Origin of the sequence: Chryseobacterium sp. P1-3, assembly GCF_000738495.1 — a bacterium.
In the GTDB taxonomy this organism is placed as follows: Bacteria; Bacteroidota; Bacteroidia; order Flavobacteriales; family Weeksellaceae; genus Chryseobacterium; species Chryseobacterium gallinarum.
This window is the reverse complement of sequence record NZ_JPEQ01000001.1, coordinates 76286-92515: the sequence shown is the minus strand read 5'-3', so window position 1 is coordinate 92515 and position 16230 is coordinate 76286. Positions and strand designations below refer to the sequence as shown.

16 protein-coding genes and 2 pseudogenes are annotated in these 16230 nt (G+C 38.3%); all 18 read left to right on the top strand.

The annotated features are described in order from the left end of the window. Positions 1-26 precede the first annotated feature (26 nt). Positions 27-1160 carry a GNAT family N-acetyltransferase gene (locus tag HX13_RS00435; protein WP_050019506.1) on the top strand — a complete coding sequence of 378 codons (1134 nt, stop codon included), beginning with the start codon at positions 27-29 and terminating at the stop codon, positions 1158-1160. A 19-nt stretch (positions 1161-1179) separates the two neighbouring features. Then, positions 1180-1485 (top strand): hypothetical protein, encoded by a 306-nt coding sequence (locus HX13_RS00430; protein WP_050019505.1) that lies wholly within the window; start codon positions 1180-1182, stop codon positions 1483-1485. A 75-nt stretch (positions 1486-1560) separates the two neighbouring features. Further along, positions 1561-1737 (top strand): hypothetical protein, encoded by a 177-nt coding sequence (locus tag HX13_RS22725; RefSeq protein ID WP_167336362.1) that lies wholly within the window; start codon positions 1561-1563, stop codon positions 1735-1737. A 121-nt stretch (positions 1738-1858) separates the two neighbouring features. Beyond that, positions 1859-2231: pseudogene (locus HX13_RS00425) on the top strand (NADH-quinone oxidoreductase subunit A). 79 nt (positions 2232-2310) lie between these two features. After that, positions 2311-2871, top strand: coding sequence for an NADH-quinone oxidoreductase subunit B (locus HX13_RS00420; RefSeq protein ID WP_002983540.1), 561 nt, complete (start codon positions 2311-2313; stop codon positions 2869-2871). A 6-nt stretch (positions 2872-2877) separates the two neighbouring features. Further along, positions 2878-3372: an NADH-quinone oxidoreductase subunit C gene (locus HX13_RS00415; RefSeq protein ID WP_050019503.1), complete on the top strand. Its 495-nt coding sequence runs from the start codon at positions 2878-2880 to the stop codon at positions 3370-3372. A 62-nt stretch (positions 3373-3434) separates the two neighbouring features. Next, a pseudogene (nuoD, locus tag HX13_RS00410) lies at positions 3435-4659 on the top strand (NADH dehydrogenase (quinone) subunit D). 104 nt (positions 4660-4763) lie between these two features. Next, positions 4764-5273 carry a complex I 24 kDa subunit family protein gene (nuoE, locus tag HX13_RS00405; RefSeq protein WP_050019502.1) on the top strand — a complete coding sequence of 170 codons (510 nt, stop codon included), beginning with the start codon at positions 4764-4766 and terminating at the stop codon, positions 5271-5273. 110 nt (positions 5274-5383) lie between these two features. Further along, complete coding sequence (nuoF, locus tag HX13_RS00400) at positions 5384-6742, top strand: NADH-quinone oxidoreductase subunit NuoF (protein ID WP_050019501.1); 1359 nt, start codon at positions 5384-5386, stop codon at positions 6740-6742. Positions 6743-6750: 8 nt separating this feature from the next. Beyond that, positions 6751-7626, top strand: coding sequence for a hypothetical protein (locus HX13_RS00395; protein WP_128572119.1), 876 nt, complete (start codon positions 6751-6753; stop codon positions 7624-7626). A gap of 41 nt (positions 7627-7667) precedes the next feature. Next, complete coding sequence (locus HX13_RS00390) at positions 7668-8666, top strand: 2Fe-2S iron-sulfur cluster-binding protein (RefSeq protein ID WP_050019500.1); 999 nt, start codon at positions 7668-7670, stop codon at positions 8664-8666. 96 nt (positions 8667-8762) lie between these two features. Then, positions 8763-9827, top strand: a complete 1065-nt coding sequence (gene nuoH, locus HX13_RS00385; RefSeq protein ID WP_050019499.1) for an NADH-quinone oxidoreductase subunit NuoH — start codon at positions 8763-8765, stop codon at positions 9825-9827. 118 nt (positions 9828-9945) lie between these two features. Further along, positions 9946-10503 carry a NuoI/complex I 23 kDa subunit family protein gene (locus HX13_RS00380; protein ID WP_002983553.1) on the top strand — a complete coding sequence of 186 codons (558 nt, stop codon included), beginning with the start codon at positions 9946-9948 and terminating at the stop codon, positions 10501-10503. Then, positions 10503-11000 carry an NADH-quinone oxidoreductase subunit J gene (locus HX13_RS00375; protein ID WP_050019498.1) on the top strand — a complete coding sequence of 166 codons (498 nt, stop codon included), beginning with the start codon at positions 10503-10505 and terminating at the stop codon, positions 10998-11000. Before HX13_RS00380 ends, HX13_RS00375 begins: the two co-directional genes overlap by 1 nt. 4 nt (positions 11001-11004) lie before the next feature. Further along, a complete protein-coding gene (nuoK, locus tag HX13_RS00370; RefSeq protein ID WP_050019497.1) occupies positions 11005-11334 on the top strand; it encodes an NADH-quinone oxidoreductase subunit NuoK in 330 nt (109 codons plus the stop codon). 2 nt (positions 11335-11336) lie between these two features. After that, positions 11337-13250 (top strand): NADH-quinone oxidoreductase subunit L, encoded by a 1914-nt coding sequence (gene nuoL, locus HX13_RS00365; RefSeq protein WP_050019496.1) that lies wholly within the window; start codon positions 11337-11339, stop codon positions 13248-13250. A gap of 2 nt (positions 13251-13252) precedes the next feature. Beyond that, positions 13253-14746, top strand: a complete 1494-nt coding sequence (locus HX13_RS00360; RefSeq protein ID WP_050019495.1) for a NuoM family protein — start codon at positions 13253-13255, stop codon at positions 14744-14746. A gap of 16 nt (positions 14747-14762) precedes the next feature. Then, the gene (locus HX13_RS00355) at positions 14763-16142 is read left to right on the top strand and encodes an NADH-quinone oxidoreductase subunit N (protein WP_050019494.1); all 1380 of its coding nucleotides are present in this window, start codon (positions 14763-14765) and stop codon (positions 16140-16142) included. The last annotated feature ends 88 nt before the right edge of the window (positions 16143-16230 follow it).

Here is a 16230-nt window from a genome sequence, read left to right as displayed (position 1 = left end):
TGTCCTTAAATTTACCCCCTTAAATCATGTCTCAGATTTCAATTACTGAAGTAAAAACAGCCAGTCAACTCAAGCAATTCGTAAGGTTTCCAATGGATATGTACAAAGATAATCCCTATTATGTACCTTCCTTTATCAATGACGAAATCAACATCTGGAATGTGAATGAGAATCCTGCCCTTCAATATTCTGAAGCCAGGCAATATCTGGCCTATAAAAATGACAGGATTGTAGGAAGAATTGCTGTTCTTATTAACCATAAAGAAGAGAAGGAATTAGGCATTAAAAAAGTACGTTTTGGATGGCTTGATTTCATTGATGATGAAGAAGTTTCCAAAGCCTTACTGCAAAAAGCTGTTGATTATGCCAGGGAGAAAAACATTGATAAAATTGAAGGCCCTATGGGCTTCACCAATCTGGATAAAGCGGGAATGCTCATCAAAGGTTTCGACCAGCTGGCTACCATGATCGGGATTTACAACCATGAATATTATCCTAAACATCTTGAAAAACTTGGACTGACAAAAGAAAAAGAATGGGTGGAATTTGAAATTAAATTTCCGGATTCACTGCCTGATAAGATCCATAAATTCAACGCGTTAATTTTAGAAAAATATAAACTGAAGGTTTTAAGATTTAAAACAAAAGAAGAAATTCTACAATATGTGGATGCCATGTTTGATCTTTTGGATGAGACCTACAAGCATCTTTCCACCTATACTCCTATTTCCGATGAACAGCGTAAAACGTATAAAGAAAAGTATTTCAAACTGATTGACAAAGATTTTATCGTCTGCATCGTTGATGAACACAACAACCTTATTTCGTTCGCTATTACGATGCCGTCCTATTCCAGAGCTTTACAAAAGTCCGGAGGAAAACTTCTCCCTTTCGGATGGTGGCATTTTTTAAAAGCCGGAAGGAAAAATGACAGGGCTAATTTTTATTTGATAGGAATACATCCTGATTACCAGAGACGGGGAGTAACTTCCATTATTTTCAAAGAAATTTTTGATGTTTTTAAGAAAAAAGGAGTAAAATTCCTGGAAACCAATCCTGAATTAGAAGAAAATAAGAGCATCCAATTACTATGGCAGGATTATAATCCCGTCAACCACAAAAGAAGAAGAACCTACTCTATTTCATCCAAAGAATGGTAACTCTAAAAATCTGACTATCATGGTAAATCTGATAAGCAGCCATTTATCTGATTCCATCAATACTTATCTTTATAGCTTTGGCCATTTTAATCAGAAAAGATGGTCATTATTCGGTTATTTTAATGCTTATCTCATCTTTTGCCAAATTATCAACGGATCTGGTAGAGTTTATGGCAGTTGCTGCCACACTCATTCCTTTAAAAACAGGCTTTATCTTCCTCTTTCAAAAGCGTTGCAGACAACCGGAATTGTTTCCATGTATACCTTTGAGATCAGCTTTTTAATTTTTATGCTACGCTATAGAAAGAATGGAAAAAAGCAGTGAATTCATCACGCATATCCCAGACAGAATTCTAAGACTGGAAAAACTTACAATTATAAATTTCATACCTTTGAAAATATGAAACCACAACTCATTATCTTCGCCATTTTAATTGCAGGATTTATCGCTTACAATTTATTTTTCCAGTCCCAGGATGATAAGACGAATACAGCGGTGAACATTGTTTATGCCAGTGTTCTTTTTGGATACATCTCTTTCATGGCCTATTCTCTCCTCAAAAAAATGAAGAAATAAGTCTTATTTTTATTGATTCTAAATTATCGGTTTTCCCTATTTTCATCCTACTTTTAAGCTGATAAATTTCATGCTTTATTGTTTATTCGTTAAATTTGCAAATTGAGATAATAATGCAAAAATGAATTTACCTGAAAGTTATATTCCAATCCTTATCCAGGCTGGTGTAGCAGTAGGATTTGTAGCAGTTTCCTTGCTTGGAGCGCATTTCTTAGGTCCACAGCAGAAAAAGGGGAACTCTGTAAAAAACCAAAGCTGGGAATGTGGGGTTCCTGTAGAAGGAAATGCGAGAACACCGTTTTCTATCAAGTACTTCCTGACTGCGGTATTGTTCGTACTATTCGATATTGAAATCGTATTCTTTTATCCTTATGCGGTAAACTTCAGAGAATTCGGAATGGAAGGATTCCTGGCGGTACTTACCTTTGTTGCAATTTTCTTCATGGCGTTTTTTCTATGTCTGGAAACGCGGTGCGTTAGATTGGGATAAATAAAAGTAATTGTGAATTTTGAATGATGGATTTTGAATCAATAATCCAGCATTGATAATTCAAAATCTAAAATCAAAGAAAAATGTCAGATAAAAAACCAGTAATAAGAACAGATGCACCTGCTCCCGAAGGATATGAAGGAGAAGGTTTTTTCGCAACAAAACTGAGCAGTGTAATCGGTATGGCAAGAAAGTTTTCGCTTTGGCCATTGCCATTTGCAACCTCTTGTTGTGGTATCGAGTTTATGGCTACCCTGAACCCAACATATGATGCTTCAAGATTTGGTATGGAAAGAAACTCTTTTTCACCAAGACAAGCGGATATGCTGATGGTTTGCGGAACTATATCAAAGAAATTAGGACCGGTCCTAAAAGAAGTGTACACTCAGATGGCTGAGCCAAAATGGGTGGTGGCAGTAGGAGCATGTGCTTCCAGCGGCGGTATTTTTGATACCTATTCCGTACTTCAGGGAATTGATAAAATTATTCCGGTAGATGTTTATGTTCCGGGATGCCCGCCAAGACCTGAACAGATCATTGAAGGAGTAATGCAGGTACAGGCTCTTGCAGAAAGCGAAAGCATCAGAAGAAGAGATATGCCTGAATATCAGAAATTATTAGATTCTTATAACATAAGCAACTAAACGGAAATGACAAACGAATTTGTATTAGAAGCAATCACAAGAGAATTTCCGGAATCTGTTATTTCAAGCTCAGAACCTTATGGAATGCTGACGATCGAAGTGAAGAAAGAAGACATCAAGAAAATCATCCATTATCTTAAAGATTCAACGTTGGGAATCAACTTTCTTACGGATATATGCGGAATTCATTATCCTGAATTCCCGGATAAAGAAATAGGCGTTATTTATCATCTGCATAATATGATGACCAATTTCAGATTGCGTCTGAAAATCTTTATGTCCAGGGAAAATATTGAAGTGGATTCTCTTACGGATCTGTATGCCGGAGCCAACTGGATGGAAAGGGAAACGTATGATTTCTATGGGATTAAATTTAAAGGACATCCGGATCTAAGACCTATTTTGAATATGGAAGATCTCGGATACCACCCTATGTTGAAGGAATATCGCCTTGAAGATGGTACAAGAACCGACAAGGATGATAGCATGTTCGGAAGATAAAAAAGCGAATGGCCAATGGCAGCTAGCCAATAGCCAGAAGCAAATAGCTAAAAGCAATCATTATGAAAGATAACTCATTATCTAATATATTAAACCAATACGAAAGTAAGGAACAGATTGACGGACAATTATATACCCTCAATTTAGGACCTACCCACCCTGCCACTCACGGGATTTTCCAGAATATCTTAACGATGGACGGGGAAAGAATCCTGCATGCTGAGCAGACTGTAGGATACATCCACAGAGCATTTGAGAAAATTTCTGAAAGAAGAAATTATGCCCAGATCACTACCCTTACTGACCGTATGAACTATTGTTCTGCACCAATCAACAATTTAGGTTGGCACATGACAGTAGAGAAACTGATTGGTGTTGAAGTTCCAAAAACGTGTGGACTATATGCGTGTTATCCTGATGGAGCTGGCAAGAATCGGGGATCACCTGATCTGTAACGGGGTAACCGGAATGGACTCGGGAGCAATTACAGGTCTTACCTATATGTTCATCGAAAGAGAACGTATTTATGATATGTATGAGCAGATCTGCGGTGCGAGGATGACTACCAATATGGGAAGAATCGGAGGATTTGAAAGAGATTTCACTCCTAAATTCCATGAGCTGATCAAAGACTTCTTAAAGACTTTCCCACCAAGATTTAAAGAATTCTGTACCCTATTGGAAAGAAATAGAATTTTCATGGACAGAACCATTGGTACAGGAGCAATTTCTGCCGAAAGAGCATTAAGCTACGGTTTTACAGGTCCCAATTTACGTGCAGCAGGAGTAGATTATGATGTGAGAGTTGCACAGCCTTATTCTTCATACCAGGACTTCGACTTCATTATTCCGGTAGGAACGTCCGGAGATACTTACGACCGTTTCATGGTACGTCAACAAGAAGTCTGGGAATCAATTAAAATCATTAAACAAGCATACGAAAACCTTCCTGAAGGACCATTCCACGCGGATGTTCCTGATTTCTATCTTCCTGAAAAGGCAGATGTATACCAAAAAATGGAAGCATTGATCTACCATTTCAAAATTGTAATGGGAGAAACGGATGTACCGAAAGGAGAAGTATACCATGCTGTAGAAGGAGGTAACGGGGAACTAGGTTTTTATCTTGTAAGCGACGGAGGAAGAAGCCCATACAGGCTTCACTTCAGAAGACCATGTTTTATCTACTACCAGGCATATCCTGAAATGATTACAGGTTCTGTAATTTCGGATGCCATTGTAACGATGTGTAGTATGAACATTATTGCGGGAGAATTAGACGCATAAAAATAAGATGTCAGACATCTGATTTCAGATGTTAGACACTTAGCTTTACATATAAATTTAAAATCTGATGTCTGAAATCTGACATCTGAAATCTTAGATAAAAAATGAGCGAAACAATAGCTTTTAAACCGGAAAGTTTAGCACAGGTACACAAAATTATCGCAAGATATCCTGAAGGAAGACAGAAGTCTGCCCTTATTCCTGTACTTCACCTGGCACAGAAAGAATTCGGGGGATGGTTAGATGTTCCTGTGATGGATTATGTTGCCGGACTATTAAGTATCAAACCGATTGAGGTATACGAAGTAGCTACTTTCTATACGATGTTCAATATGAAGCCGGTAGGTAAATATGTTTTGGAAGTTTGCAGAACAGGGCCTTGTATGGTATCCGGCAGCGAAAAAATTCTTAACCATATCAGAACGAAACTGAACATTAAGGACGGAGAAACTACTGAAGACGGAATGTTTACACTAAAGCCTGCAGAATGTCTTGGAGCTTGCGGATATGCACCCATGATGCAGCTTGGAAAGTTCTTTCATGAAAATTTAACGATAGAAAAAGTAGACGAAATCCTTGAGCTTTGCAGACAGGGACAAGTTGCTTTGGACTAATAAAGATTTTGGATCCTTAATTTTGAATTTTGGATTTAAACTCGGTTAATTTTTTTAATAATTATAAAAAGCTAGAAGCCAAAAGCCAATAGCTAAAAGCATAATAAACAATGAGTAAAAAACTTTTACTTAAAGACGCACATATAGAAGGCATCCGTTACTTTGAAACCTACCGTAAACAAGGAGGTTACACAGCTGCTGAAAAAGCCTTGAAAATGACTCCTGACGAAATTCTTGAAGAAGTAAAAGCTTCAGGATTAAGAGGTCGTGGTGGAGCCGGATTCCCGACAGGAATGAAATGGAGCTTTCTGGCAAAACCTGAAGGGGTTCCAAGACACCTTGTGGTAAATGCGGATGAATCTGAGCCAGGAACGTTTAAAGACAGGTATCTGATGGAATTCCTTCCTCACCTACTGATTGAAGGAATGCTCATTTCATCCTACTGCTTAGGTTCCAATACTTCCTATATCTACATCCGTGGAGAATACTCATGGATTCCGGATATCCTGGAAGAGGCTATTGAAGAGGCAAAAGCGGCAGGTTTTTTAGGTAAAAATATTTTAGGAACCGGTTTCGATCTTGAAATCTATGTACAGAGAGGTGCCGGAGCATACATCTGCGGTGAAGAAACCGCTTTGCTTGAGTCTCTTGAAGGAAAAAGAGGAAATCCAAGGTTAAAACCGCCATTCCCGGCTGTAAAAGGGCTTTGGGAAAGACCAACAGTGGTAAACAATGTTGAATCTATTGCAGCCATTGTTCCGATCATTGATATTACAGGTGCTGAGTATGCTAAAATCGGTGTAGGAAGATCTACAGGAACAAAATTGATTTCTGCTTGTGGAAATATCAACAAACCTGGGGTTTACGAAATCGACATGACCATTACGGTAGAAGAATTCATCTACTCTGATGAATATTGTGGTGGCATTAAAGACGGAAAAAGATTAAAGGCTTGTATTCCCGGAGGAAGTTCTGTTCCGATTGTTCCAGCCAATTTATTGTTGAGAACCGTAAATGGAGAGCCTAGATATATGAACTACGAATCATTGGCAGACGGTGGTTTTGCTACCGGAACCATGATGGGTTCAGGAGGTTTCATCGTTTTGGATGAAGACCAGTGTATTGTAGAACACACCATGACTTTAGCAAGATTCTATAACCACGAAAGTTGTGGGCAATGTACCCCTTGCCGTGAAGGTACGGGATGGATGTATAAAATTTTAAAGAAAATAGAAAACGGACAAGGAAAAATGGAAGACATCGATTTGCTTTGGGATATCCAGAGAAAAATCGAAGGAAACACGATTTGTCCATTGGGTGATGCAGCAGCTTGGCCGGTTGCAGCAGCAATCCGTCACTTCAGAGATGAATTTGAGTGGCACGTGAAAAACCCAGAACTGTGTCTGACACAAAATTATGGATTGGCACATTATGCAGATCCTATTCCGGCTGTTGAAAAGAACGCATAGGTGAAAAAATGAAAAAATTATTGGTTGTCGGCTTAATGATGTCGAATTTTGTCTTTGGGCAAAAAGAGAAGGATTCTTTAAAATTAGAAAATAATGCAGAGCTTTTTAAAGCACCTGCTTATACAAAACCAGAACCTTTGAGCAAAAAAGGTCAGATGTTCGTATTCTTTGGATGGAACAGGGCTGCTTACAGCAATTCTGATATCCATTTTAAGGGAAACGGCTATGATTTTCAGCTGAATAATGTAACGGCTCACGACAGACCTACCAAATTTGGTATTGTTTATATCAATCCGGGATGGTTTACAGTGGTTCAGTACAATTTCAGAGCGGGTTATTTTATCAAAGATAATCTGGCACTTGTGCTGGGAATTGATCATATGAAATATGTAATGGACCAGAACCAGACGGTCAACTTCAAAGGGCATATTTCAGATCCTGAATATCAGAAAATGGCACAAAATGGCCAGGTGAACCTGGCAGATGAGAAGTTCCTTACTTTTGAACATACGGACGGACTTAATTATGAGAACCTGGGTCTTGAAAGATATCAGAGTCTTATCAACAAAAAGAATGTTGATTTAGTATGGTCTTACGGAGCCGGAGTCGGATTTATGTTTCCAAAAAGTAATGTAAAGCTTTTTGGAAATGAAAGAAGTGACCGTTTTCATGTGGCAGGTCTTGGAACTGACATACGCGCCAGCCTTAACCTGGTTCTCTGGAATCATGTGATGGTAAGATTAGAAGGGAAAGCCGGTTATATCAATATGTGGGATATTAAAACTACATTGAACAATAAACCGGATAAGGCTCAACAGGATTTTGTTTTCGGACAGGTTCTTGCCGGAATTGGATATACATTTAATACGAAAAAATATAAATAACAAAGCCTATTGCTTAATGCATAAAGCTTAAAGCATACAATATGAGCGAAGAAGTTAAAAAATTCAAAATAACGATAGACGGACAGACTACTGAAGTTATGCCTGGTACTTCTATATTGGAAGCGGCGAGACAAATCGGTGGAAAATCTGTACCTCCTGCAATGTGCTACTACAGTAAATTGGAAACCAGTGGCGGGAGATGTAGAACTTGTCTTGTGGAAGTTTCCAAAGGATCAGAAGCAGATCCACGTCCTATGCCGAAATTGGTGGCAAGCTGCCGAACCAATGTAATGGACGGTATGGAAGTAAAAAACCTTACTTCTGAGAAAGCTCAGGAAGGAAGAAAAGCTGTTACAGAGTTCTTACTGGTAAATCACCCGCTGGATTGCCCTATCTGTGACCAGGCAGGAGAATGTCATCTTCAGGATTTAGGCTATGAGCATGGTGTGGAAAACACAAGAACAGAATTCGAAAGAAATACTTACGATGCTGATGATCTTGGACCACACATCAAACTGAATATGAACCGTTGTATTCTTTGTGCGAGATGTGTATTAGCAGCCAATCAACTGACAGGTGAAAGAGAACACGGCATCCTTTTCAGAGGAGATCATGCTGAAATTTCTACCTATTTAAATAAGGCTTTGGATAATGACTTCATCGGAAATGTTATAGACGTTTGTCCTGTAGGAGCATTAACAGACAGAACAGCCCGTTTTGCCAGCAGAGTATGGTTTACAAAACCAATGAACGCATCTTGCAAATGTGATAAATGTTCAGGAAAAACGGTAGTCTGGATGAAAGGTGACGAAATTGTAAGGGTTACTGCAAGAAAAGACCAATGGGGTGAAGTGGAAGAATTCATCTGTGATACATGCCGTTTTGAAAGAAAAGCATTATCAGACTGGAATATTGAAGGTCCGAGACATATCGACAGACACTCTGTAATTTCATTGAATCACTACGAAAAACCAAAAGATGAGCTAAGAGTTTTAGACAATCCGATGGCTAAAGAAATCAGTGAAAAAGACGAAAAATAATTTTAATAAAGACAATTAGATTTCAGACACAAGAATCAGACTTAACCTCATATCTAGTATCTGACATCTCACATCTAAAAATCTTTACAACAAAAAATGGATTTACTTACATTTAAACTTATACTTGTACTAGCACTTTTCCTGCTGTCGTTGACGATTGCGGCCTACTCTACCTGGGCAGAAAGAAAAGTGGCCTCTATCATGCAGGATAGAATCGGTCCGAACAGAGCAGGACCTTTCGGATTACTGCAACCTCTTGCTGATGGTGGAAAATTCTTCTTCAAGGAAGACTTTACGCCTGCCAATGCTGAAAAATTCCTTTTCGTATTGGGACCGGCTTTAGTAATGTTTATTTCATTGATCACAGGAGCAGTTATTCCCTGGGGTAAAAGTTTAAATATTGCAGGTACTTCTTTTGATCTTCAAGTGGCGAACATTGACGTTGGTGTACTTTTCATCATCGGAATGGCTTCTATCGGAGTATACGGAATTATGATCGGAGGTTGGGCTTCGAACAACAAATATTCATTATTAGGTGCTATCCGTGCTTCTTCTCAGATGATTTCCTATGAACTGGCAATGGGATTGGCCCTTCTTTCTATCATTATGATGTCCGGAAGTTTAGATTTAAAAGTAATTACTGAAAACCAGACGCATGGGAAACTATGGGGAATCATTCCTTGGGTTTCCGGAATGAACTGGAATATTTTCTACCAACCAATTGCTTTCCTTGTATTCTTTGTAGCAGCGTTAGCTGAAACAAACAGACACCCGTTCGATTTACCTGAATGTGAATCTGAATTGGTAACAGGATACTCTACAGAATACTCTTCCATGAAGTTAGGGTTGTATATGTTCGGGGAATATGTGAACATGTTTATCTCTAATGCTTTCATGGTAGTTCTTTTCTTCGGAGGTTATAATTATCCTGGTATTGAATGGGTAACTCAGAACTGGGGAGAAAATACTGCAGGGATCTTGAGTATTGTAGCATTTTTGGCGAAAACAGTAATCGGAATTTTGATCTTCATGTGGATCAGATGGACACTTCCAAGGTTCAGATATGACCAGTTAATGCACTTAGGATGGAAAACTTTAATCCCGATGGCATTGGTAAACCTATTGATTACAGGAGCTGTAATTTTAGCGTTTGGAAATTAAATTATCTAAACCTTATAGGTTTTTAAAACCTATAAGGTTTGATTAAAAATATTAAAAATTAAGATAACAGACAAGATTAGTCTAAATCTGGTGTCTAACATCTAATATCTATAATTAAATGAAACTTACAAACAGATCAAAAGTTGTTTCCAACAAAGAAATGACCCTTGCTGAAAAAATCTACCTTCCTGCAATCTTTACAGGAATGGGGATTACATTTAAGCATGCTGTAAGAACCGTGATAAAGGGTGCTCCCGCAGTATATTCGTATCCGGAAGTACAGAAGCCAAGAACAACTATCTGGAGAGGCCAGCACGTGTTAAAAAGAGACGAGGAAGGCAGGGAAAGATGTACAGCCTGCGGACTTTGTGCGGTAGCTTGTCCTGCAGAAGCCATTACGATGACTGCTGCTGAAAGAACCAAAGAAGAAAAACACCTTTACAGAGAAGAAAAATATGCTTCAGTATATGAAATCAATATGCTGAGATGTATCTTCTGCGGTATGTGTGAAGAGGCTTGTCCTAAATCTGCCATCTATCTTACCGACAGATTGGTAGACGTGGAAACCAACAGAGGTTCTTTCATTTACGGAAAAGATAAATTAGTTGAAAAAATAAATGAAAGGATTGATATCACAACAAGACAATCCGAGAAACAAAAAAATGCGGTAAAATAATGGATCAGTTTTTATTTTTCTTGGTGGCGTTTTTAGCAGTGGCAAGTGCAGTTTATTTTGTATTTGCTAGAAATCCTTTATATGCTATTTTGTCATTAATTGTTACGATGTTTTCAATTGCAGGAATGTACATTCTTTTGAATGCCCAGTTCCTGGCAATCATCCAGATTATAGTATACGCAGGTGCCATCATGGTACTTTTCCTTTACATCTTAATGATGCTTAACCTTAATAAAGCAGACGAAAGTAAGAAGAACAATACTTTAAAATTTGTCGGAGTTTTTACGGCAGGTCTTCTTTTAGTAGGAGTATTAGGGGTTTTCAGAGGAATAAGAGAAAACCACATTGTAGTTGAAAATGTAGACAGAGGTGTGGGTCTTACAAAAAATCTGGGTAGACTTTTGTTTAATGAATATGTTTTACCGTTTGAGCTTGCTTCCATCCTTATTTTAGCAGGTATTGTAGGCGCGGTATTAATCGGTAAAAAAGATTTATAAAATTATGGGAGAAGTAAATACATTTATACAAAGCATCCCTTTAGACTACTTCATCATCCTTTGTTCAGTATTGTTCAGTTTGGGAGTGATGGGTGTATTGCTTAGGAAAAATGCTATTGTGATTCTGGGCTGTGTAGAGCTTATGCTGAATTCTGTAAACCTTTTATTGGCAGCTTTTTCAGCATATAAAGGCAACGGCGACGGACAACTTTTAGTTTTCTTCATTATGGTGGTAGCTGCTGCTGAAGTAGCCGTAGGGCTGGCAATTATTGCTATGCTATACAGAAATACCCGTTCCGTAGATGTGAGTATATTTAATAAATTAAGAGGATAAGAATGGAGAATCTAGTATATGCAATAGTACTTTTACCACTTTTAGGGTTTCTTATTAACGGTTTATTCGGGAAAAACCTTCCCAAAATATTGGTTGGATCTTTGGCAACTGCAGTGGTTTTCGGATCATTCTGTATTGCTGTAAGCCTTTTCATGAATTTTAATTCTGAAAGCCAGCCTGTAATCGTAAAAGCTTTTGAATGGTTTAGAGTAAACGGGGTTCAGATCAATTTTGGATTCCAGATTGATCAGCTTTCTTTAATGATGGTCATGATCATCACGGGTATCGGTTCACTGATCCATTTATACTCTATCGGATATATGAGTCATGACAAAGGTTTCTATAAGTTCTTTACTTACCTGAATCTTTTCATCTTCTCCATGTTACTTTTAGTGATGGGAAGCAACTACCTTATCTTATTCATCGGATGGGAAGGTGTAGGTCTTTGTTCTTACCTGTTGATCGGATTCTGGTACACCAACGAAGAATACGGTAAAGCGGCAAGAAAAGCTTTCATCATGAACAGAATTGGTGACCTTGCGTTATTAATCGGTATCTTTATGATTGCCTCTCAGACCAATGCTTTAGACTACCTTTCTGTAGCAGAAAACGCTTCAAAATTTGAATTAGACGGAACAGTGATCATCTTTATCACAGCGAGTTTATTCATCGGTGCTACCGGTAAATCTGCTCAGGTTCCTTTATATACATGGTTACCGGATGCAATGGCCGGGCCGACTCCTGTTTCTGCATTAATTCACGCGGCAACGATGGTAACGGCCGGTATCTATTTAGTAGTAAGATCTAATTTCTTATTTACATTAGCTCCAACGGTGCAGGGAGGAATTTTATTCATCGGATTCTTAACAGCTGCTTTGGCAGGATTCTATGCACTACGCCAGAACGACATCAAAAAAGTATTGGCATACTCTACCGTTTCACAGCTTGGATTTATGTTCATCGCTTTAGGTCTTGGCGCTTATACAACGGCGATGTTCCACGTAATGACGCACGCATTCTTTAAAGCATTATTATTCCTGGGTGCAGGTTCTGTAATCCACGCAATGAGCAACGAGCAGGATATGCGTTTCATGGGAGGTCTTAAAAAATATATTCCTCTTACCCACGCTACATTCCTTATCGGAACATTAGCCATTTCAGGTTTCCCTTTATTATCAGGGATGATCTCAAAAGACGAAATTTTAGTAGCAGCTTTCGCTAAAAATCCAATTTACTGGGTAATCTTATTTGTTCTGGCAGCAATGACTGCAACGTATATGTTCAGATTGTACTATTTGACATTCCACGGGGAATTCAGAGGGACTGAAGAACAAAAACACCACTTACATGAAAGCCCGTCAAATATGACATTACCATTGATCGTATTGGCTATCCTTTCTGTAGTAGGAGGTTTTATCAACTTACCACACTTCATCGGCCACGGACATTATGCTAAACTGATGGAATGGTTAAAGCCTGTTCTTACGGAACAAAGCTACAGCCAGATGGAAGCTACCCTTTCAGGAGTAAATTTCAATACTGAAATGATCTTATTAGCAGCTACAGTGATTATGTTCTTCTCCGTATGGTTTATTGTCAGAAACACCTATGTGAAAAAGAAAAAGATGGCCGTTGCAGAGGAAAGCTATACCGGATGGGAAAGGCTTTCTGCTAAAAAATTATATGTTGACGAACTTTACAACGCATTGATTGTAAAAACTGTTGAAGGATTAGGACGCGGAGGAAAAATGTTTGATAAGGGTATCTTGGATCGTTTTGTAAACTTTGTAGGAGATGGTGCTGAAGACAGCGGAAAAGCTATGAAGCGCGTACAAAACGGAAATGTAGAGACGTATATTCTTATCATGTCTTTAGCTGTGGGAATTATATTAATTGTTAACTTTTTATTACAATAATAATGTCTTGTTTATTATTAACATTATTACTATTACCTCTAGTAGGTTCGGGATTAGCTTTTGCCTGGAAGAATAGCTCCAGCAAATATTTGGCACTGGGAATTGCATTGGTACAAATGCTTATTACCTTCTACATTCTTTCGGATTTTGATTTTAATCCGACGGTAGACAGCGTATTACAGCATGAGATCAATTATCCTTGGTCACAGTTTATGAAGAGCTCTCTTCACTTCGGTATCGATGGGATGAGCATGCTTCTTTTATTGTTGACCAACATCCTGGCGCCAATCATCATTTTATCTTCATTTAATGAAAGTGTAAACTACAGAAATACATTCTACGGACTGATTCTGTTGATGCAATTCGGTCTTGTGGGGGTGTTTACTTCTTTAGACGGATTATTGTTCTACATTTTCTGGGAAGTAACTTTGATTCCAATTTGGTTTATCGCCGGACTTTGGGGACAGGAAAATAAAAGGTTTGAGTTTACTACGAAATTCTTCGTATATACATTCGTTGGATCTTTATTTATGTTAGCCGGACTGATCTATGTGTACAACCACTCTGCATCATTCGCTTTAACGGATCTATACAATGCACAACTGAACGAAACACAACAGACTGTGGTATTCTGGTTCATTTTCTTTGCTTTTGCAGTAAAATTACCGGTATTTCCTTTCCATACATGGCAGCCTGATACATATACCTACTCTCCTACTCAGGGATCGATGTTATTATCAGGGATCATGCTTAAAATGGCAGTATATGGTGTAATGCGTTATTTACTTCCAATTACTCCACTTCCTATTGCAGGAATTTCAGGACAAATTGTAATTATCCTTGCCATCGTGGGAATCGTTCACGGAGCTTTGATCGCTATTATCCAGACGGATATGAAGAGAATCATTGCGTATTCATCTTTCTCTCACGTAGGATTGATGGTAGCAGGTATCTTCGCTTCTGCAGTAGTTACTTTAAGAGGAACTTTCAATGTGGAAGGTGCTGAAGGAGCTTTGGTACAGACTTTCGCTCACGGTATCAACGTAGTGGGGTTATTCTACTGTTGTGATATTTTATACAAGAGATTTAAATCAAGAGACATCAGACAAATGGGTGGTTTAGCTAAAGTAGCACCTAAATTTGCCGTATTGTTCCTGATCATTATATTAGGTTCAATGGGAGTCCCATTGACGAATGGATTCATCGGAGAATTTATCCTGTTAAAATCAGTATATGATTTCAATGGAACAGCAGCAGTAATTGCTGGTCTTACGGTAATTCTTTGTGCGGTGTACTTATTGAGATTCTACGGAAAAGCAATGTTTGGAGAAGGAGATGCAGCGGTTTTAAGTACAGCAAAAGATTTATCAGCTGTAGAATTTTCCGTATTGGCAAGTTTAGCGGTTTTTGTGATCTTATTAGGTATTTTCCCACAACCGGTAATCGACATGGTGAGTAGTTCAGTGAAGTTTATCTACCAATCAATGGTAAGTTAATTTGATATTTTAAGAAATGAGTGTTTTAATTATTGTTTTCCTAACGGCAGTTATTGCGTTATTTTCAGGAGTTTTTGAACAAGGAAAATTCGCAAGATACATTGGGATTTTGGGATTAATCATCGCATTGTACGTAAGTTTTATGCCTGAATGTTCGTTCTTCGACCATTACAAGCATATGTATGAGTACAGTGCCAATGCTGCATTATTCACTAAAATATCAATCGTAACAACTTTATTGTTATTCTTCCTGGGAGGTTTTGCGTTCAGCAACCACAGAAGCCACCAGTCGGAATTATATTCTTTGATGCTATTTGCATTGTGTGGAGGGATTGTTCTTTTCGGATACCAGAACTTAGTAACCATGTTCCTGGGTGTGGAAATCCTTTCAATTCCATTATATGTAATGGCCGGAGCCAACAAAACTGATCTGAGATCTAATGAAGCTTCCATCAAGTATTTCTTAATGGGTGCATTCGCAACAGGTTTCTTACTTTTCGGAATCGCATTTATCTACGGAAGTGCAGGAAGCTTTGATTTATATAAAATCCATGACTTCGGAGTAGCAAACACTACGAATGTGATGTTCATTCTTGGGGTTTTATTAATCCTTTGTGCATTGGCATTTAAAGTAGCATTAGCGCCTTTCCACATGTGGAGCCCAGATGTATATACAGGTTCTCCGTCGCTGATCACTGCTTTCATGGCAAGTGTTGTAAAGATCTCAGGATTCTTCGCATTATTCAGATTAATGACCATCGGATTTGCTGGCGTTACTCATGAGTGGATTAATGTTTTAGGAGTATTCTTAATCATTACATTACTTTTAGCAAACGTTATGGGTCTTGCTCAAACGAATGCAAAAAGAATGCTGGCTTACTCTTCAGTGTCTCATGCCGGATACATCGGATTGGTATTCTTCGGAATGACTAGCCTTTCTACTTATAATTTAGCGTTCTATTTATTCGCTTATTCATTATCTACAGTAGGAGTTTTCATGTGTCTGATCTGGGTAGAAAAATTAAAAAGGGAAACGTCTTACGGAGCCTTCAAAGGACTGGCCAAAACAGAACCATTATTGGCAACAGCATCTGCCATCTCTATGCTTTCAATGGCAGGAGTTCCATTAACTGCAGGTTTCATGGGGAAATTTGCTTTATTCTCCCAGGCGATGAACGGTGCCGCTTTCTTGGTACTGGTAGCAGTGTTAGGGTCTGCTCTGTCGATCGCTTACTATTTAAGATTAATCATAGCGATGTTTTTCTTTAAAGAATCAACATTTAAATCTTCAGAGAAAGTAACGCTTACTTACAACATTATTGCCGTAGTTGTCATTGCAGCAATTATTATCCTGGGAATATTCCCGGATTTGTTCGCAAGAATGTTCGGACTATAAAATCTGAATTTTAAAATATAGAAGCACAACTTTTTAGTTGTGCTTTTTTTTGTCGAAAAATGAAACGTTAATTCACAATAATCAATTT

Excerpts from the sequence above, each read along its gene's own strand:
- HX13_RS00390 (WP_050019500.1), top strand. The coding sequence starts at position 7,668 with ATGAGCGAAGAAGTTAAAAAATTCAAAATAACGATAGACGGACAGACT.
- HX13_RS00420 (WP_002983540.1), top strand. The coding sequence starts at position 2,311 with ATGTCAGATAAAAAACCAGTAATAAGAACAGATGCACCTGCTCCCGAA.
- HX13_RS00435 (WP_050019506.1), top strand. The coding sequence starts at position 27 with ATGTCTCAGATTTCAATTACTGAAGTAAAAACAGCCAGTCAACTCAAG.
- nuoK (WP_050019497.1), top strand. The coding sequence starts at position 11,005 with ATGGGAGAAGTAAATACATTTATACAAAGCATCCCTTTAGACTACTTC.
- HX13_RS00415 (WP_050019503.1), top strand. The coding sequence starts at position 2,878 with ATGACAAACGAATTTGTATTAGAAGCAATCACAAGAGAATTTCCGGAA.
- nuoE (WP_050019502.1), top strand. The coding sequence starts at position 4,764 with ATGAGCGAAACAATAGCTTTTAAACCGGAAAGTTTAGCACAGGTACAC.
- HX13_RS00430 (WP_050019505.1), top strand. The coding sequence starts at position 1,180 with ATGGTAAATCTGATAAGCAGCCATTTATCTGATTCCATCAATACTTAT.
- HX13_RS00380 (WP_002983553.1), top strand. The coding sequence starts at position 9,946 with ATGAAACTTACAAACAGATCAAAAGTTGTTTCCAACAAAGAAATGACC.
- HX13_RS00375 (WP_050019498.1), top strand. The coding sequence starts at position 10,503 with ATGGATCAGTTTTTATTTTTCTTGGTGGCGTTTTTAGCAGTGGCAAGT.
- HX13_RS00355 (WP_050019494.1), top strand. The coding sequence starts at position 14,763 with ATGAGTGTTTTAATTATTGTTTTCCTAACGGCAGTTATTGCGTTATTT.
- nuoF (WP_050019501.1), top strand. The coding sequence starts at position 5,384 with ATGAGTAAAAAACTTTTACTTAAAGACGCACATATAGAAGGCATCCGT.
- HX13_RS00395 (WP_128572119.1), top strand. The coding sequence starts at position 6,751 with ATGAAAAAATTATTGGTTGTCGGCTTAATGATGTCGAATTTTGTCTTT.
- nuoL (WP_050019496.1), top strand. The coding sequence starts at position 11,337 with ATGGAGAATCTAGTATATGCAATAGTACTTTTACCACTTTTAGGGTTT.
- HX13_RS00360 (WP_050019495.1), top strand. The coding sequence starts at position 13,253 with ATGTCTTGTTTATTATTAACATTATTACTATTACCTCTAGTAGGTTCG.
- nuoH (WP_050019499.1), top strand. The coding sequence starts at position 8,763 with ATGGATTTACTTACATTTAAACTTATACTTGTACTAGCACTTTTCCTG.
- HX13_RS22725 (WP_167336362.1), top strand. The coding sequence starts at position 1,561 with ATGAAACCACAACTCATTATCTTCGCCATTTTAATTGCAGGATTTATC.